This is a genomic window from Prescottella agglutinans (assembly GCF_004011865.1).
In the GTDB taxonomy this organism is placed as follows: Bacteria; Actinomycetota; Actinomycetes; order Mycobacteriales; family Mycobacteriaceae; genus Prescottella; species Prescottella agglutinans.
This window is the reverse complement of sequence record NZ_RKLP01000002.1, coordinates 13989-31102: the sequence shown is the minus strand read 5'-3', so window position 1 is coordinate 31102 and position 17114 is coordinate 13989. Positions and strand designations below refer to the sequence as shown.

The window sequence follows — 17114 nt, the reverse complement described above, 5'->3', positions numbered from 1 at the left end:
GGTTCCGGCCGATTGTGCCACCGAGCCCCGACAAAGAGGGTGCCGTCGCGTGACGCGGCGATCGCGCTGCGCACAATGGAGCCATGCCGTTCTTTGCCGGAGCCACCGGGCAGATCCACTACCGCCGCTGGCCCCTCGCGTCCACCGAAGGACGGGCCCTGCCCCGGGCCGGGGTCGTCTTCCTGCACGGGATGGGGCAGCACACCGGTCACTATCATCGGTTCGCCGCCGGTCTCGCCGCCCACGACATCGAGATGTGGGGCATCGACCAGGCCGGGCACGGGCTCTCGGAGGGAACTCCCGGCGCGCCCGGCGCGCTCACCGACCTGGCCGACGATGCCGCGCGGATCACCGAGATCGCCGCGGGCGACAGGCCGGGCCTGCCACTGGTCCTCATGGGGCATTCACTCGGCGCCGCGGTGTCCGTCACCCTGCTGCGCCGCGGGCTCGCGCCGTTCCATGCGGCCGTGCTCTGCGGGACCCCCAAATCGGTTGTGCGGCAGGAGGAGACGGCGGACTTCGCGGATCCGGGGTTTCCGGTGCTCGCCATCCACGGTGTCGACGACCGGTTGGCGCCGATCGACGGCGTGCGGACCTGGACGGCGGGGCTCGCGGGCGTGACGCTGCGGGAGTATCCCGACACCGGACACGACCTGCTGCACGAGAAGAGCCACAGGACGGTGACGAACGACGTCGCCGACTTCGTCCGCGGCGCTACCGTGTCCTGATGGATTCCACAAGTCTGCTGTCCGCGCTGCGCGAGCAGGGCGAGATGCTGGCCGCGACCCCGATCGTGGCGTTGTCCGAACCGGTGCCGATGGTTCCGGGGTGGACCGTCGAACACGTGGTGCGACACACCGGCAAGGTGCACCAGTGGGTGATCGCGGCGTTGCAGGCCACGGCCGACACGCCGCTGTCGGAGATCGTTCGCGTCGGCGACATGCCGAGAGGTCCGGAATGCGTTGCCGCATACCGACTCGCGTTCGATTCCCTTCTGGACACCTTCGAGCGTCTGGACCCCGAGCACCCGGCGCCGACGATGGTCGGGCCGGGCACGGCGGCCTGGTGGCTGCGGCGGCAGACCCACGAGGTGTCGGTCCACCGGATCGACGTGTCCGACACGCTGCGGGCGGCGGGCGGCCCGAGCGTGCCCGAACTGGACCCGGAGATCGCGGCCGACGGTGTCGACGAGTGGGTGCACATCTTCCTGGCCATGCTCGCCCGGGGTGATCGGCTGCCGGAGTCGCTCGACGGCCGCACCATCCACCTGCACGGGACGGACACCGAGGCGGCGGAATGGCACCTCGCCTTCGAGTCGGGTGCGGTGACGGTGACGCGCGAACACCGCAAGGGCGACGTCGCGCTGCGCGGTCCGGCGCAGGATCTGCTGCTCACCCTGTGGCGGCGGCGTCCGCTCGCGCGCCTCGACGTGATCGGCGACGAGACCGTCGCGGGGGACCTGCTCGCGGCGGCCGCAGTGTAGGTTCCGGACGGCTCCGCACGGCTCGGGGCCCGGATGCCGAGCATCCGGGCCCCGAGCCGTGCCGTCTCGGCTACGTGTAGATCCGCGCGATGGCCTCGGCGTGCTGCTCGTGGATGATGTTGCGCTTGAGCTTGAGCGTCGGGGTCAGCTCGCCCGAATCGACGGTGAAGTCGACCTCGAGGATCCGGTACTTCTTGATCTGCTCCGGGTTGGAGACCTTCGTGTTGCCCTCGGAGACCGCCGCGTCGATCTCGGCGACCAGGTCGGGATGCTTGACCAGTTCCGCGATGGGGGTGTCGGCGGCCAGGCCGTTCCGCTCCTTCCATCCGGGCAGGGCCTCGGGGTCGAGCGTGATGAGCGCGCCGATGAAGGGCTTCGCGTCGCCCACGACGAGGCACTGGCTGATCAGCGCGTGGGCGCGCAGGGCGTCCTCGAGCACGGCCGGGGCGACGTTCTTGCCGCCGGCGGTCACGATGATCTCCTTCTTGCGGCCGGTGATCGAGACGTAGCCCTCGGTGTCGATCGATCCGAGATCGCCGGTGTGGAACCATCCGTCGCGGATCGCCTCGGCGGTGGCCGCCTCGTTGTGCCAGTAGCCGCCGAACACGACGGGACCGCGGATCAGCAGTTCGCCGTCCTCCGCGATCTTCGCGGCGTGGCCGTTGATCGGCTTGCCGACCGTTCCGACCTTCTGGTCGCGCGTGGTGTTGACGGTGACGGCCGCGCTGGACTCGGTGAGCCCGTAACCCTCGTACACCGGGATGCCGACACCCCGGAAGAAGTGGCCGAGGCGGGCGCCGAGCGCGGCACCGCCGGACACCGCCCGGTCGCATTCCCCGCCCAGGGCCGAGCGCAGCTTCGAGTAGACGAGCTTGTCGAACAGGGCGTGCCGCAGGCGCAGGCCGAGGCCGGCGCCGCCGGTCTCCTGCGCCTCGCTCCAGGCGATCGCGGTGTCGGCCGCCTTGGCGAAGATCTTGCCCTTGCCGCCGTCCTCGGCCTTCTGCTTCGCCGAGTTGTAGACCTTCTCGAACACGCGCGGGACCGACAGGATGAAGTTCGGCTTGAACACCGCGAACTGGTCGAGCAGCGTGGTGAGGTCCGAGGTGTGCGCGACGGTGACCTTCGCATCGAACGCGCCGAACGAGATGGCCCGCGCGAAGACGTGCGCGAGCGGCAGGAACATCAGCGTGCGCCGGCCCTCCTCCAGCGCGTCGCCCAGCGCGATCCGCACTGCGGCGGATTCGGCGTAGAAGTTCGAGTGCGTGAGCTGCACGCCCTTGGGCCGGCCGGTGGTGCCGGAGGTGTAGATCAGGGTGGCGGGCGAGGACGCGCGCACCTGGTGCCGCCGCTCGTGGAGTTCGTCGTCGCTGATGCCCGTGCCGCGGGTGATCAGTTCGTCGATCGCGCCGGCCTCGATCTGGAGGACCTCGCGCAGTGCGGGCGCGGCCTCGGCGACGTCCTTGACGGTCTCGGCATGGGCCGACGTCTCGACCACGAGTAGGGAGGTGGCGGAGTCCTCGAGGATCCATTGCGCCTGATCGGCCGACGACGTGTCGTAGATCGCGACCGTGCAGCCGCCCGCGGTCCAGATCGCGTAGTCGAGCACCACCCATTCGTAGCGGGTGGACGACAGGATCGCGACGCGGTCACCGAGTTCGATGCCCGAGGCCATCAGGCCCTTCGCGACGGCCGTGACCTCCTTCGCGAACTGGGCCGCGGTGACGTCCACCCAGCCTCCGTTGCCCGGCTTCTTGAAGGGCACGAGATTCGGGCATTCCGCTTCGTAACGAAAGACCGTGTCGGCCATCGACGCGTCTTCCGGGATTGTGAACGACTGTGGAACCGAATACTCACGCACTTTGACCCCTCCAAGAAATGACATGATGGATGTGCATTGCATCACACTTGGAGTCTCATTGCACTAAGTCGGGCGCCCGATTTGCGGCATTCCACATCGCCACCAGGGAAAATAAGTGTAACCGTAAGTCCTGCTAACTTTCTGCAGGTGGGGGGCCTGCGGCGTCACGCCACCGGCACGAAGTGGTCCTCGCGGGTGCACCTCCACCGGCGCACGGCGTGCTCGAGCGCGGCCGGCGGGACGTCGAGTCGGTCGGCCGCCGCGGCGAGGATCGTCGACGGCCGGGTGTCGGGGGCAGAATCCGCGGCCGAGTCGGGCAGCGCCGATCGCACGAACTCGTCGATGGCGCGGGCGCTGTCGACGGCGCCCGGAACGCCGGCGAGCACCAGCAGGTGCTGCCAGGTGGTGTCGTCGCGGGCGCCGCTGGACTCGTCCCACGCGGCGCGCAGGTGGTGCCGGGTCCCGGCAGTGCGGGTCGCGCCCACCAGATCCCCGACGGAATCGATCCGCAGGGTGTGGAGGCGCTCCGCGGTGCGCTGGATCTCGGTGGCGCGCAGCGGGGCGGTCGACTCGGAGTAGCGGCGCTTGTAGTTGCCGATCTTGCCGGCCCACTGATCGGCGCTGCCCGCCTCCTCGAACGTGCGGAGCAGCGCGCGGGCGCCGTCGGTGATCGGCCCCGACTCGTGGGCGTGTCGATACGCGAGGTACCGGTCGACGACGGTGCCGGCGTCCGCGAACCGGGTTCCGGCGGCCTGCACAGATTCGATGATGCACAGCGCCAGGCTGTGGCGGTACTCCTCGGGTGACACCCACCCGGCCGGATCGCCCAGTCGTTCGCGGCAGGCCTGTGCCACCGCCTGTACTTGCTGCTCCGAGACGCTCACGGATCCTCCCTGACTGCGTGGGGCCTCCGAAACGTGTATCGCCGGCGAGGCGCGGGATGTTGCACCGGTCATGTGCCGGGTTCGCAGGCCCGCGCCAGCAGATCCGTGACCTCGCGGTCGTCGAGTTGGTGGAAGTCGATGTAGGCGCCTCCGACGCCGCCGAGATTCGCGGGGACGAACGGGCACACCACCTCGTCCGCGGTGACCCGCAGCCGCGACATGGCCTCGGGGGACGCGACCGGTACCGCGACCACGATGCGACTCGCGCCCTGGGCGCGGGCCACCTGGCAGGCGACCGCGGCCGTGGCGCCGGTGGCCATTCCGTCGTCGACGAGCACCGCGGTCCGCCCGGTCAGCGGTGTCCGGGGGTGGCCGCCCCGCAGGGTGTCGGCTCGTCGAATCAGTTCCTGGCGTTCCCTGGCCCGCACCGCGTCCACCGACCGGCGCGACACGTTACCCAGGCGGACGACGTCCTCGTTGAGCACCTCCGCGTCGCCCTCGCCGATCGCGCCCATCGCGAGTTCCGGCTGCCACGGCACGCCGAGTTTGCGAACCAGGATGATGTCGAGGGGGGCGCCGAGCGCGTGCGCGACTTCGAATGCGACCGGCACGCCGCCGCGGGGGAGTCCGAGTACGACCGGGTCCGTCCCGCGGAGGTGGCTCAGCGACTTGGCCAGCGCGCGACCGGCTCTCGCGCGCGTCGCATAGTGCATGCGCGTGCTCCGTTTCGCTCTCGGTTCCGACGATACGCCCGCGGGCCCGGGAACGGGCGGATACAGTTTTGCCAACCAATCAATTGATTGAGTGGCACAGCATCCACTGACGAGCGGAGAATCGATGTCCGACGACCACGTCCACCCCTACCGGTTGGGAATCCCGTTCGACGTCATGCCGGTACCGGTCGTGCCGGAGCACTGTGTGTCGATCGATGCCGGCCCGGTCCGGTTCACGGTCGAGTCCCGGACGCTCACCAACGAGATCATGATGCGGGGTCTCGCGGACGCGGGCATGGCGACGCCCGATGTGGACTACGTCGCGCGGCTGAACCTCGACGATTCCGGAATGTCGTTGCACGTCTTCGGATTCGACGACGGTCGCGAGTACCTGCGGTTCGACTGCTTCGAGAGTGAGCCGCACTACCACTACGTCGACCACGACAACGCGGTGAACACGGTGGTCCGCATCGACAACGTCGCCGAGTCGGACCCGGTCGGGTGGGCGCTGGCGCGCATCGCCGAGCGGCTGCCCGAGATGCTCGAGCACGCCGGAGCGCGCGGGCTGGCCGCGGACGTGCGCGCCCGGTGGTCCGAGGTCGAGCCGGGTATCGCGCCGGTCGCCGAGTTGCTGCGCGGCAATCGCCGCTGACGACCGCGGGCCGCGGCGGAGCATTCCGCCGCGGCCCGTGTCGGTGTCGACTAGGCCGTCGAGACCAGGTTGCCGTCGATGTGTGCCTGGTAGGCGGGCAGGTCGAGCATGCCGTGGCCGGACAGGCCGATGACCAGGACCTCGGGCTCGGTCAGGCCGCGGGCGTACTCGGCGGCCGCGGCGATCGCGTGCGCCGACTCCGGGGCGGGGACGATGCCCTGCGTGCGGGCGAACAGCACGCCGGCGTCGAAGGAGTCCTGCTGGTCGATGGCCTGGCCGGTGACGTAGCCGAGCTCGACCGTGTGGCTGAGCAGCGGCGCCATGCCGTGGTAGCGCAGGCCGCCGGCGTGGATCGGGTCCGGCACGAAGTCCTGGCCGAGCGTGTGCATCTTCAGCAGCGGCGTCAGGCCGGCGACGTCGCCGTGGTCGTAGCGGTACTCGCCCTTGGTGATCGACGGGCACGCGGCGGGCTCGGCGGCGATGATCCGCGTCTGCGCCTTGCCGTGCAGCACCTCGCGAATGAACGGGAACGCCAGGCCGGCGAGGTTGGAACCGCCACCGGCGCAACCGAACACCACGTCCGCGTTGGCCTCGCCTGCGGCCCGCAGCTGCTCGACGGCCTCGAGGCCGATGACCGTCTGGTGCAGCACCACGTGGTTGAGGACGCTGCCGAGCGCGTAGCGCGCGTCGGGGTCGTTCGCGGCGACCTCGACGGCCTCGGTGACGGCCATGCCGAGCGAGCCCGGGGTGTCGGGGAACTCGGCCAGCATCTTGCGGCCCGACTCGGTGAGGTCCGACGGGCTCGGGTGCACGGTGCCGCCGTAGGTCTCCATCAGGTGCCGGCGGTACGGCTTCGACTCGTAGGACGCGCGCACCTGCCACACCTCGAGGTCGATGCCGAACTTGGCGCACGCGAACGACAGCGCGCTGCCCCACTGGCCGGCGCCGGTCTCGGTCGTGATCTTCTTCACGCCGTCCTGCGCGTTGTAGTACGCCTGCGCGACCGCGGTGTTGGTCTTGTGGCTGCCGACCGGGCTCACGCCCTCGTACTTGACGTAGATGCGGGCCGGGGTGCCGAGCGCCTTCTCGAACTCCCGTGCGCGGATCAGCGGCGCGGGCCGCCACGTCCGGTACGCCTCGCGGATGGGTTCGGGGATCTCGATGTACTGGTCGGTGGCGACCTCCTGCTCGATCAGCGCGCTCGGGAACAGAGCGGCCAGGTCAGCGGCCTGAACCGGCTCCCTGGTGCCCGGGTGCAGGTGAGGCGGCGGGGCGACCGGCAGGTCCGCGACGATGTTGTACCAGTGGGTGGGGATGGGTGTCGTATCGGACACTGCGGGTTCCTCTCGAAATGACGGGGGGTCGCCCACATTGTGATCCCGGTCATTCCGGGCGCGCGGGCGGGGTCGTCCCTGCTCCGGTTCCGTCCCGAAGCACTGAACGGGAGTTCACGATACGGATCGGCCCCGAAAGCGGTACATGATTTCCCGTTCAGGGGTTCGGAGGGGGAGGAGGGCGGCAGGGTCATACCACGCATCGACTAAACTGACTGGTCAAATGAGTGACACCGAGCGTGACCCGCAGTCCGACAACAATCCCATCACCTTCGCCGACCTGCAGATCGACGAACGTGTGCTGAAGGCCCTCTCCGATGTCGGCTACGAGTCGCCCTCGCCCATCCAGGCCGCGACCATTCCGCCCCTGCTCGCGGGCAACGACGTCGTCGGCCTCGCGCAGACCGGTACCGGCAAGACAGCCGCGTTCGCGATCCCGATCCTGTCCCGCCTGGACGTGGAGCGGAAGGTGCCCCAGGCGCTGATCCTGGCCCCCACCCGTGAACTGGCGCTCCAGGTTGCGGAGGCGTTCGGCAAGTACTCGGCCCACATCCCGGGTCTGCACGTGCTGCCGATCTACGGCGGCCAGGCGTACGGCGTGCAGTTGTCGGGCCTGCGCCGCGGCGCCCAGATCATCGTCGGCACCCCCGGTCGCGTGATCGACCACCTGGAGAAGGGCACGCTCGACCTCTCCAATCTCGAGTACCTCGTCCTCGACGAGGCCGACGAGATGCTCAAGATGGGCTTCCAGGACGACGTCGAACGCATCCTCGCCGATACGCCCGAGTACAAGCAGGTCGCGCTGTTCTCGGCGACCATGCCGCCGGCGATCCGCAAGATCTCCAAGCAGTACCTGCACGACCCCGTCGAGATCACCGTCAAGGCGAAGACGGCGACCGCCTCGAACATCACGCAGCGGTGGGTGCAGGTGGCGCACCAGCGCAAGCTCGACGCGCTCACCCGGATCCTCGAGGTCGAGTCCTTCGAGGCGATGATCATCTTCGTCCGGACGAAGCAGGCCACCGAGGACCTCGCCGAGCGGCTGCGGGCCCGCGGCTTCTCGGCCGCCGCGATCAACGGCGACATCGTCCAGGCCCAGCGCGAGCGCACGATCGGGCAGCTCAAGTCCGGCGCGCTCGACATCCTCGTCGCCACCGACGTCGCGGCACGTGGTCTGGACGTCGATCGGATCTCGCACGTCGTCAACTACGACATCCCGCACGACACCGAGTCGTACGTGCACCGCATCGGCCGCACCGGCCGCGCCGGCCGCACCGGTGACGCGCTGCTGTTCGTGGCCCCGCGCGAGCGGCACCTGCTCAAGTCGATCGAGCGCACCACGCGGCAGCCGCTCACCGAGATCCAGCTGCCGACCGTCGAGGACGTCAACGCCCAGCGTGTCGCGAAGTTCGGGGACTCCATCACCGCGAGCCTGAGTTCGGACAACCTCGCGCTGTTCCGCAAACTGATCGAGGACTACGAGCGCGAGCACGACGTGCCGCTCGCCGACATCGCCGCCGCGCTGGCCGTGCAGTCGCGCGACGGCGAGTCGTTCCTGATGGAGCCGGAGCCCCCGGCCCCGCCGCGCCGCGAGCGTGAGCCTCGGGAGCGGCCGGCCCGCCGGTTCGACGAGGGCGGACCGAGCGGCCCGCGCATCGGCCGCGACGGCCAGGAGTTCGCGACGTACCGGATCGCGGTCGGCAAGCGGCACAAGGTGGTGCCCGGTGCCATCGTCGGTGCCATCGCCAACGAGGGTGGCCTGCGCCGCAGCGACTTCGGGCACATCAGCATCCGCCCCGATCACAGCCTGGTCGAACTCCCGGCGAACCTGCCGCGCGAGACCTTCGAGGCGCTGCGCGCGACGCGGATCTCGGGTGTGCTGATCCAGTTGCAGCAGGACCAGGGCGCGCCGACGGGGCGCCCGTCGTCGCGCGGCGGACGGGACGACCGGGCCGGCGGCAAGTTCAACCGCGGCAAGGGCGACAAGTTCGGCAAGCGTCGTCCGCGTGACTGACGCCTGACCAGGGCGAACGACCTCCGGAGGGGTGTCGGCGGGTGGAGTACCCGTCGGCACCCCTCGTTTTTCCATGCCGTCGATCCTGTGACAGGAGTGATTCCTGCTCTGTAATGTGCCTCACAGTTTGTGGTCGGGGGGATCCGCGCATTTCCGAGCAAGGAGGCACGAGCGTGGCCCACATGATTCGTCGAGGATTGATCGCAGCAGGACTCATAGCCGGTGGTGCCATCGGATTGGCCGCACCCGCCGCCGCGCAACCGGACATCGTCGGCTCGATATCCGGCGCGGCCGATTTCACCAACGGTCTGGCCGACATCGCGTCGTCCGGCAGCAGCGGCGGCACCGGGAGCGCCAGCCTGTTCGCCGGCAGCGGCGACATCGCGATTCCGCTGCCGATCCCCAGCCCGCGGGCCCTCGCCGCGCTCGCGGCGGCGACCACGCAGGCCGGGAAGCGGTACGTGTGGGGTGGCAACGGCCCCGACGTGTGGGACTGCTCCGGGCTGGTGCAGTGGGCGTTCCGAACGGTGGGGATCAACATGCCGCGCACGAGCCAGGAGATGGCCCGCTTCACGGGAGGCATGCTGGTTCCGCTCTCGGCGCTGCAGCCGGGTGACGTGATCACGATGGACACGTACGACATCGCCGGGCATGTCGGCATCTACGCCGGCAACGGGATGGTGTTCAACGCCTACAGCTCCGGCGTCCCGATCGGGCTGACACCGTTGTCGGACTTCCGGATCCACAACATCCGGCGGTACTTCTGATCAGCGCACGACCTCGGTGAGGACCGGGGCGCCGGTGTCGAACTGCGTCCGGTACAGCTCGGAGTAGCGTCCGCCGGCGGCCAGCAGTTCGGAGTGGTTGCCGCGCTCGACGATTCGGCCGTCCTCGACGACGAGGATCTGGTCCGCCGCGCGAATGGTGGACAACCGGTGGGCGATCACGACCGCCGTCCGACCCTCGAGGGCCTCGCCGAGCGCTTCCTGCACGGCGGCCTCCGAGGTCGAGTCGAGGTGGGCGGTGGCTTCGTCGAGGATCACGACGCGCGGCTGCGCCAGCAGCAGTCGCGCGATCGTGAGACGTTGCCGTTCACCGCCGGACAGGCGGTAGCCGCGTTCGCCGACAACGGTGTCGAGGCCGTCGGGCAGCGATTCGATCAGTGCCTCGAGGTTCGCGCGGCGCAGCACGTCCCACAGGTCGGCCTCCGTCGCCTCGGGCCGGGCGAGCAGGAGGTTCGCCCGCACCGACTCGTGGAACAGGTGCCCGTCCTGCGTCACCATGCCGACGGCCGCCCGGAGTGAATCGGTCGTCAGGTCGCGCACGTCGACACCACCCACCAGGACCGCGCCGGAATCGACGTCGTACAGCCGCGGAAGCAGTTGCGCGATGGTCGATTTACCCGCGCCGGACGACCCGACCAATGCGACCATGTGGCCCGGTTCCACGCGGAACGAGACGTCGTGCAGCACGGTCGCGCCGCCACGGGTGTCGAGGCCGGCCACCTCCTCGAGCGACGCAAGCGAGACCTTGTCGGGGGAGGGGTAGGCGAACTCGACCGACCGGAACTCGACCGACGCCGGTCCCGCGGGGACCTCGACGGCGTCGGGCTTCTCCGCGATGAGCGGCTTCAGGTCGAGGATCTCGAAGACCCGCTCGAAGCTGACCATCGCGCTCATGACGTCGACGCGGGCGCTCGCCAGCGAGGTGAGCGGCGAGTACAGCCGGGTGAGCAGCAGCGCGAGCGAGACGACGGCGCCGGCCTCGAGTTGTCCGCGCAGCGCGTAGTAGCCGCCCAGGCCGTAGACGAGGGCGAGGGCGAGGGCCGAGACGAGGGTGAGGGCCGTGACGAACACCGACTGCAGCATCGCGGTGCGGACACCGATGTCGCGGACCCGACGCGCGCGCACCGCGAACTCGGCCGACTCCATGGACGGCCTGCCGAACAGTTTCACCAGGGTCGCGCCGGGCGCCGAGAACCGCTCGGTCATCTGGGTGCTCATCACCGAATTGTGGTTCGCGGCCTCGCGACTCAAGCGCGCCAGCTTGGTTCCCATGCGGCGGGCCGGGATCACGAACACCGGCAGGAGCAGCAGCGACAGCAGCGTGATCTGCCACGAGATGCTCACCATCACGACCAGGGTGATCGCCAGCGTCACGAGGTTCCCGACCACCCCGGAGAGGGTGTCGCTGAACGCCCGCTGAGCACCGATGACGTCGTTGTTGAGGCGGCTGACGAGCGCGCCGGTGCGGGTGCGCGTGAAGAACGCGATCGGCATCCGCTGCACGTGATCGAACACGGCGGTGCGCAGGTCGAGGATGAGGTCCTCTCCGATGCTCGACGACAGCCACCGGGTGAGCACGGCCATGGCCGCCTCGAACAGCGCGATGGCGGCGATGGCCGACGCCAGCAGCACCACGACGCGGACGTCGTCACCGGCGACGATCGCGTCGACCACGCGACCGGCGAGCACGGGGGTCGCCACCGCGAGCGCGGCGGTGACGACGCTGAGCAGCACGTACCAGAGGATGTGCCTACGGTGCGGCCGCGCGTACCCGGCGACCCGGCGCAGTGTGGCCCGGGAGAAGGGGCGACGGTCCTGTTGCGCGTGCATCGCGTTGTACATCGCGTTCCACGCGGTCACGTCCATACTCATCCGTCGCCCCTCTCGTCGGCCCCGCCACGATAGGACAGGGGTACGACACCGAAGGTAGAACCTCGAGAATGGTTGAGGTCAAATCGGGAGGTGCGTCAGCGGGCGACGTCGACGACCAGGCGCGTCGGCTCGGTGAGGGTGTAGACGCGGTACGAGACGTCCCGGTCGGTCAGCCCGATGAGCGTCTGGTCGGTGCCCTCGAAGATTCCGGCGTCCCGCACCTCGGTCACGACGACGGGGTTCTCGACCTCGAGCGGGTTCGGGCCCGAGTACGGCTCGACATTGGTCATGAACGGCATCGAGGAGCCGTCGACGAGTACCTGGAGGATGCCCTCACCGGCGACCGCCAGGGGATTGCCGCTGCCCTGCTGGGTCGCGGTGGACACGATGTCGGCACGCCAACCGGGGGTTCCGGTTCCGCCGAACTCGTAGACGACGCGGTCGAAGCCGTCGTGCTTGCCGACGCGGATGTCGGTGATCGTCAGCGCGGCGTCGGGCGACGCCGCTGAGGTCTGCTGGGACTGCCCGGTCGGTGCCGCGGTGAGCGTGCCCTCGGCGGGCGCAGCGAGCGCCTTCGGCTGACGGTTCGAGTCGGAGTCGGAGTCGACGGCGGCCGACGAGGTCATCGACGTGGTCGATGCGGTCGGCTCGGATTCGGCGCTGGTACACCCCGCGAGCGCGAGCGCGGCGACAGCGACGGACGACAGGGCGAGGGTGCGGCGGGACCGGTAGTGCGTCATGTCCGGGATGGTAGGTGCCGGTGGCGGGTCGGTTCACGTCCGACGCGGCGTCGTGGCCGATTCGGTATGTGATGTCGGAGACTCGTCAGTCGCCGGCCAGCGCATCGCGCAGGTACGCGAGGTCGTCGGCGATCCCGTCGGCGGGGGTCTCGAGGATCACGGGGGCGTCGGCCGCGGAGACGACGGCGGTGAGCATCGCGGGGTCGATCATGCCGGTGGCCAGGTTCGCGTGCCGGTCGCGGGCGGAGTCGAACTCGTCGCGTGAATTGTTCAGATGCACCAGGTCGATCCGGCCGGTGATCGCCTTGACCCGCTCGACGATGCCGAGCAGTTGCTCACCCCCCGCCCACGCGTGGCACGTGTCGAGGCAGAAACCGGCGCCGAACTCGCCGACGGCGTCCCACAGTCGTGCGATCGCATCGAGATGCCGGGCCATGGCGAAGTCGCCGCCCGCGGTGTTCTCGATGAGGATCGGCACGGGGAATCCGCCCTTGTCCTGCTGGCGTTCGAAGAGCTTGCGCCAGTTCGCGACACCGGCGGCGGGATCCTCGCCGTCGCGCACATGGCCACCGTGGACGACGAGGCCGACCGCGCCGATGTCGGCGGCTGCCGCGGCCTGGTCGGTGACCGCCTTGCGCGACGGCATCCGGAGTCGGTTGTTGAGGCTGGCGACGTTGATGACGTACGACGAGTGCACGACGACGTCGATGGGGCTCTGCAAGATCCGCTCCGTCTGCGGATGCGGCTCGGGCTTGTCCCATTTCTGCGGGTCGGTGAGGAACAGTTGGACGATTTCCGCGCCGAGTCGTTCGCCGGCCCCGATGGGGTCGGCGTCCTGCCGGACATGGGCTCCGATCCGCATGACGTCGAGAGTAGCGGCCAACTGGTCCCGATCAACGGGAAACGCGACGTGACGGTCGGCGGCACCTGGTTGTGTGTGCGTCGACACGTTACTGATGCGGGAGATTGAAACCACATGGGCAAGTTGGATGGAAAGGTCGCGCTCATCACGGGCGCAGGCCAGGGCGTCGGTCAGGGCGTCGCGTTCGCGCTCGCCAAGGAGGGCGCGCGGATCGCGGTGTCGGGGCGGACCGAGTCCAAGCTGATCGAGACCTGCGAGGCGATTGCCGCTTTCGGTGGTGTCGCCGAACCGGTCGTCGCGGACGTGTCGGACGCCGACGACATCACGCGTGCCGTCGACACCACCGCGGCGCTGTTCGGTGGCGTCGACATCCTGGTCAACAACGCCAGCCTCAACCCGTTGGGGCCGATCAACGACCTGAAGGCGGACGTCCTCGAGCGGGCCTACACCTCCGGTCCCATCGCCGCGCTGCGAACGATGCAGGCCTGCTACCCGTACATGAAGGAGCGTGGCGGCGGCGCGATCGTGAACATGGTGTCCTCGGTCGCGGTTCGCTGGGACGCGAGCGGGTACGGCGGCTACGCGTCGGTGAAGGAGGCGGTGCGGTCGCTCACCCGCGCCGCCGCGTGCGAGTGGGGTGTCGACAACATTCGCGTCAATGCGGTTGCTCCGCATGCGATGTCGCCCGGTCTGCAGCGCTGGACGGAGGCGCGCCCGGAGGAGGCCGCCGCGTTCGTCGCGAGTATCCCGATGCGCCGGATCGGCGACTGCGAGACCGACATCGGTAACGCGGTCGCGTTCCTCGTCGGGCCCGACGCGACGTACCTGACGGGTGCGACGGTGCCGCTCGACGGTGGCCAGGCGCGCTGGTCGTGACGGTGGTCAAGCGGGCGTTCGCGTTCGCCGACGCGCTCGGTGCCGTCGACGTCGGCGGTCGGTCGGCCGTCGACGTCCACCGACCGGGGATCTTCCGGACCAATTCCGTTGCACCGCAGTCGGACGACGTCCCGCTGCGGACCGTCGTGTGGTCGTGGGGCGACGCGCCGGTCGACGTCGGCGTCGAACCCGACGCCGTGTTGACGCTCGCGGAGTCGGTCCGCTGGGACCGCCGCGATCCCACCGCGGGGATCACGGGGGCCGGGATCAAGCAGGTGTGTTTCGTCGCGCGCCGTGCTGATGTCCCGCGCGCCGAGTTCGAGCGCCGCTACGCCGCGCACGCCGAGATCGCGCGGGTGCACCATCCGGCCGTGAGCAGGTATGTGCAGAACCTCGTCGTCGATGCCCGTGGCGAGGGTGCCGGCGCGATCGAGGCCATCTCGGAACTGTGGTTCGACACCGTCGACGACTACCGCGAGCACTACTATGCGGGACCCGGCAGCCCCGATGTCGTCCGAACGGACGTCGTGGACTATCTGGACTTCACCAGGGGTTTCAACGTGATGATGGAGACGCGGGGCTAGTCGCCCGAACCTGCCCCGGAGCCTCCCGGTGCGTGTGATGATGAGACCCTCACGCGCATCGGGAGGACCCGGCCATGGCTGCGGAGTTCACGGGCAAGGTTTCGGTCGACATCCGGGATTCGACGCCGGACTGGGCGCCGTTCGCGGAACCGCGTGCGCCGGAGGGCGCCCCGAACGTCCTGTACCTGGTGTGGGACGACACGGGGATCGGCACCTGGGACTTCTACGGCGGTCTGGTCGAGATGCCGAATCTGCGGCGGATCGCCGAACGTGGGGTGTTGTTGAGTCAGTTCCACACCACCGCGCTGTGTTCGCCGACGCGCGCCGCGCTGCTGACCGGGCGGAACCCGACGTCGGTGGGGATGGCGACGATCGAGGAGTTCACCGACGGGTTCGCCAACTCGAGTGGTCGGATACCGGCCGATGCGGCACTGCTGTCGGAGGTGCTGGGCGAGAGGGGCTGGAACACCTACGCCGTCGGCAAATGGCACCTGACCCCGTTGGAGGAGTCGAATCTGGCTGCCACCAAAAGGAATTGGCCGCTTTCGCGAGGGTTCGAGCGATTCTACGGATTTCTCGGCGGTGAGGCCGACCAGTGGTACCCCAATCTGGTCTACGACAACCATCCGGTCGATCCGCCGTCGTCGCCGGAGGACGGCTACCACCTGTCGAAGGACCTGGCCGACAAGTCGATCGAGTTCATTGGCGACGCCAAGGTCATCGCGCCGGACAAGCCGTGGTTCCTCTACCTGTGTCCGGGCTGCGGGCATGCGCCGCATCATGTTTCGAAGGAATGGGCCGACCGGTACGCCGGCCGTTTCGACATGGGCTACGAGCGGTACCGCGAGATCGTCCTCGACAACCAGAAGCGGCTCGGCCTGGTTCCCGCGGACACCGAACTGTCGCAGATGAATCCGTACGCTGACGAGGTGAGCGCGGACGGCGTGCCGTGGCCGGTGGGGGACACCGTCCGCCCGTGGGATTCGCTCGACGACGACGAGCGGCGGCTGTTCTGCCGGATGGCGGAGGTTTTCGCCGGATTCCAGAGTTACACCGATGCCCAGATCGGCCGACTGCTCGACTACCTCGAGGAATCCGGGCAGCTCGAGAACACGATCGTCGTGCTGCTGTCCGACAACGGTGCCAGCGGCGAGGGCGGCCCCAACGGCTCGGTCAACGAGTACAAGTTCTTCAACGGCTACCCGGACCGGGTCGAGGACGGTCTGGCCAAGATCGACGACCTGGGCGGTCTGGAGACGTACAACCACTACTGCACCGGGTGGGCGATGGCGTTCAACACCCCGTACAAGCTGTTCAAGCGGTACGCGTCCCACGAGGGAGGGATCGCGGACCCGTGCGTGATCTCGTGGCCGGACGGCATCTCCGCGCGCGGCGAGATCCGCGACAACTACATCAACGTCTGCGACGTCACGCCCACGGTGTACGAGTTGCTCGGCGTGGATCCGCCGCTGCTGGTCGGTGGGGTGCCGCAGCGCCCGCTCGAGGGGGTGAGTTTCCGTCCGGTCCTCGGCGACCCGGAGGCGGCGACCGGCAAGACGACCCAGTTCTACTCGATGCTCGGCACCCGCGGAATCTGGCACGACGGCTGGTTCGCGAACACCGTGCACCCGGCGGCCCCGTCCAACTGGGCGCACTTCGACCAGGACCGCTGGGAGTTGTTCCACATCGAGCGGGACCGCAGCCAGGTCCGCGACCTCGCGGCGGCGCGGCCGGACAAACTCGACGAGTTGCGCAGGCTGTGGTTCGACGAGGCCGCGAAGTACGACGGGCTGCCGCTCAACGACCTCGACGTGCTGTCCGCGTTCCTGCGTTACCGGCCGTACCTGACGGGGGCACGGGAGTCGTTCGTCTACTACCCGGACGCGGCCGAGGTGGGGCCGGGCGCCGCGCTGGAGATGCGGGGGCGGTCCTTCTCGGTGCTCGCGGACGTGAGAGTCGAATCCGACGACGTCGAGGGCGTCCTGTTCGCGCACGGCGGCCGACTCGGCGGCCACAGTCTGTTCGTGCAGGACGGACACCTGAAGTACGTCTACAACTTCCTCGGGGAGGACGAGCAGGTCGTCGTCGCGTCCGAGCCGGTGCCCGTCGGCGCCCACGTGCTCGGGGTGCGCTTCGACCGGACCGGGGCGGCGGACGACGGGTTCACCCCGATCGGCGACGTGACCCTTCACGTCGACGACCGCGAGGTCGGTTCTCTCGGTGGCGTCCGGATCCAGCCGGCGATGTTCTCCGGGGTGGGGGAGGGAATCCGGGTCGGACGCGACACCGGCCAGTCCGTTTCGCGGCTCTACCGGGCACCGTTCCGTTTCCGCGGGGGAACCGTCGCGCAGGTGACCGCCGACGTCTCGGGCGCCCCGTACCTCGACCTCGAGCGGGAGATCGCCCGCGCCTTCTCGCACGACTGACGGGTCATCCCTGAGTCCGGGTACAAGATCA

The 17114-nt window shown here is 69.3% G+C and carries 15 protein-coding genes; 8 read left to right on the top strand and 7 right to left on the bottom strand.

Features of this window, described 5'->3' with window-relative positions; genetic code table 11:
• The first annotated feature begins 83 nt into the window (after nucleotides 1–83).
• Together EGT67_RS04115 and EGT67_RS04110 are read left to right on the top strand one after the other, a co-directional pair.
• Nucleotides 84–728 carry an alpha/beta hydrolase gene (locus tag EGT67_RS04115; RefSeq protein ID WP_127914798.1) on the top strand — a complete coding sequence of 215 codons (645 nt, stop codon included), beginning with the start codon at nucleotides 84–86 and terminating at the stop codon, nucleotides 726–728.
• Complete coding sequence (locus EGT67_RS04110; RefSeq protein ID WP_127914797.1) at nucleotides 728–1483, top strand: maleylpyruvate isomerase N-terminal domain-containing protein; 756 nt, start codon at nucleotides 728–730, stop codon at nucleotides 1481–1483. Before EGT67_RS04115 ends, EGT67_RS04110 begins: the two co-directional genes overlap by 1 nt.
• Nucleotides 1484–1553: 70 nt before the next feature.
• On the opposite strand, the gene EGT67_RS04105 is transcribed toward EGT67_RS04110, so the two are convergent.
• From EGT67_RS04105 to EGT67_RS04095, 3 genes are all read right to left on the bottom strand, one after another.
• The gene (locus EGT67_RS04105; RefSeq protein ID WP_127914796.1) at nucleotides 1554–3341 is read right to left on the bottom strand and encodes an AMP-dependent synthetase/ligase; all 1788 of its coding nucleotides are present in this window, start codon (nucleotides 3339–3341) and stop codon (nucleotides 1554–1556) included.
• A 164-nt stretch (nucleotides 3342–3505) separates the two neighbouring features.
• Entirely contained in the window at nucleotides 3506–4225 is a 720-nt protein-coding gene (locus EGT67_RS04100) for a heme peroxidase (RefSeq protein ID WP_127914795.1), read from the bottom strand.
• 68 nt (nucleotides 4226–4293) lie between these two features.
• Nucleotides 4294–4938, bottom strand: coding sequence for a phosphoribosyltransferase (locus tag EGT67_RS04095; protein WP_127914794.1), 645 nt, complete (start codon nucleotides 4936–4938; stop codon nucleotides 4294–4296).
• Between the two features lie 124 nt (nucleotides 4939–5062).
• Here EGT67_RS04095 and EGT67_RS04090 point away from each other — a divergent pair, with 124 nt between their 5' ends.
• Nucleotides 5063–5590, top strand: coding sequence for a DUF7700 domain-containing protein (locus tag EGT67_RS04090; protein ID WP_127914793.1), 528 nt, complete (start codon nucleotides 5063–5065; stop codon nucleotides 5588–5590).
• A gap of 50 nt (nucleotides 5591–5640) precedes the next feature.
• On the opposite strand, the gene EGT67_RS04085 is transcribed toward EGT67_RS04090, so the two are convergent.
• A complete protein-coding gene (locus EGT67_RS04085) occupies nucleotides 5641–6924 on the bottom strand; it encodes a TrpB-like pyridoxal phosphate-dependent enzyme (RefSeq protein ID WP_127914792.1) in 1284 nt (427 codons plus the stop codon).
• A 223-nt stretch (nucleotides 6925–7147) separates the two neighbouring features.
• Here EGT67_RS04085 and EGT67_RS04080 point away from each other — a divergent pair, with 223 nt between their 5' ends.
• Together EGT67_RS04080 and EGT67_RS04075 are read left to right on the top strand one after the other, a co-directional pair.
• The gene (locus EGT67_RS04080) at nucleotides 7148–8938 is read left to right on the top strand and encodes a DEAD/DEAH box helicase (protein WP_127914791.1); all 1791 of its coding nucleotides are present in this window, start codon (nucleotides 7148–7150) and stop codon (nucleotides 8936–8938) included.
• Between the two features lie 182 nt (nucleotides 8939–9120).
• Nucleotides 9121–9705: an NlpC/P60 family protein gene (locus tag EGT67_RS04075; protein ID WP_127915287.1), complete on the top strand. Its 585-nt coding sequence runs from the start codon at nucleotides 9121–9123 to the stop codon at nucleotides 9703–9705.
• On the opposite strand, the gene EGT67_RS04070 is transcribed toward EGT67_RS04075, so the two are convergent.
• The 3 genes from EGT67_RS04070 to EGT67_RS04060 all read right to left on the bottom strand — a co-directional run bounded on the left by EGT67_RS04070 (nucleotide 9706) and on the right by EGT67_RS04060 (nucleotide 13197).
• Complete coding sequence (locus EGT67_RS04070) at nucleotides 9706–11595, bottom strand: ABC transporter ATP-binding protein (protein ID WP_127914790.1); 1890 nt, start codon at nucleotides 11593–11595, stop codon at nucleotides 9706–9708.
• A gap of 95 nt (nucleotides 11596–11690) precedes the next feature.
• On the bottom strand, nucleotides 11691–12335 hold the full coding sequence (locus EGT67_RS04065; RefSeq protein ID WP_127914789.1) for an AMIN-like domain-containing (lipo)protein: 645 nt from the start codon (nucleotides 12333–12335) through the stop codon (nucleotides 11691–11693).
• Nucleotides 12336–12420: 85 nt separating this feature from the next.
• Nucleotides 12421–13197 carry a deoxyribonuclease IV gene (locus tag EGT67_RS04060; RefSeq protein WP_127914788.1) on the bottom strand — a complete coding sequence of 259 codons (777 nt, stop codon included), beginning with the start codon at nucleotides 13195–13197 and terminating at the stop codon, nucleotides 12421–12423.
• 114 nt (nucleotides 13198–13311) lie between these two features.
• On the opposite strand from EGT67_RS04060, the gene EGT67_RS04055 reads away from it, so the two are divergent.
• The 3 genes from EGT67_RS04055 (at nucleotide 13312) to EGT67_RS04045 (ending at nucleotide 17083) form a co-directional block, all read left to right on the top strand.
• Nucleotides 13312–14073 (top strand): SDR family NAD(P)-dependent oxidoreductase, encoded by a 762-nt coding sequence (locus EGT67_RS04055; RefSeq protein WP_127914787.1) that lies wholly within the window; start codon nucleotides 13312–13314, stop codon nucleotides 14071–14073.
• A complete protein-coding gene (locus tag EGT67_RS04050) occupies nucleotides 14070–14657 on the top strand; it encodes a hypothetical protein (protein ID WP_127914786.1) in 588 nt (195 codons plus the stop codon). Before EGT67_RS04055 ends, EGT67_RS04050 begins: the two co-directional genes overlap by 4 nt.
• 74 nt (nucleotides 14658–14731) lie before the next feature.
• Nucleotides 14732–17083: an arylsulfatase gene (locus EGT67_RS04045; RefSeq protein ID WP_127914785.1), complete on the top strand. Its 2352-nt coding sequence runs from the start codon at nucleotides 14732–14734 to the stop codon at nucleotides 17081–17083.
• Nucleotides 17084–17114: the final 31 nt, after the last annotated feature.

What these genes read in the sequence shown, in the direction of transcription:
- EGT67_RS04115 (WP_127914798.1), top strand. Translation starts at nt 84, where the DNA reads ATGCCGTTCTTTGCCGGAGCCACCGGGCAGATCCACTACCGCCGCTGG.
- EGT67_RS04110 (WP_127914797.1), top strand. Translation starts at nt 728, where the DNA reads ATGGATTCCACAAGTCTGCTGTCCGCGCTGCGCGAGCAGGGCGAGATG.
- EGT67_RS04095 (WP_127914794.1), bottom strand. Translation starts at nt 4,938, where the DNA reads ATGCACTATGCGACGCGCGCGAGAGCCGGTCGCGCGCTGGCCAAGTCG.
- EGT67_RS04090 (WP_127914793.1), top strand. Translation starts at nt 5,063, where the DNA reads ATGTCCGACGACCACGTCCACCCCTACCGGTTGGGAATCCCGTTCGAC.
- EGT67_RS04080 (WP_127914791.1), top strand. Translation starts at nt 7,148, where the DNA reads ATGAGTGACACCGAGCGTGACCCGCAGTCCGACAACAATCCCATCACC.
- EGT67_RS04075 (WP_127915287.1), top strand. Translation starts at nt 9,121, where the DNA reads ATGATTCGTCGAGGATTGATCGCAGCAGGACTCATAGCCGGTGGTGCC.
- EGT67_RS04070 (WP_127914790.1), bottom strand. Translation starts at nt 11,595, where the DNA reads ATGAGTATGGACGTGACCGCGTGGAACGCGATGTACAACGCGATGCAC.
- EGT67_RS04065 (WP_127914789.1), bottom strand. Translation starts at nt 12,335, where the DNA reads ATGACGCACTACCGGTCCCGCCGCACCCTCGCCCTGTCGTCCGTCGCT.
- EGT67_RS04060 (WP_127914788.1), bottom strand. Translation starts at nt 13,197, where the DNA reads ATGCGGATCGGAGCCCATGTCCGGCAGGACGCCGACCCCATCGGGGCC.
- EGT67_RS04055 (WP_127914787.1), top strand. Translation starts at nt 13,312, where the DNA reads ATGGGCAAGTTGGATGGAAAGGTCGCGCTCATCACGGGCGCAGGCCAG.
- EGT67_RS04045 (WP_127914785.1), top strand. Translation starts at nt 14,732, where the DNA reads ATGGCTGCGGAGTTCACGGGCAAGGTTTCGGTCGACATCCGGGATTCG.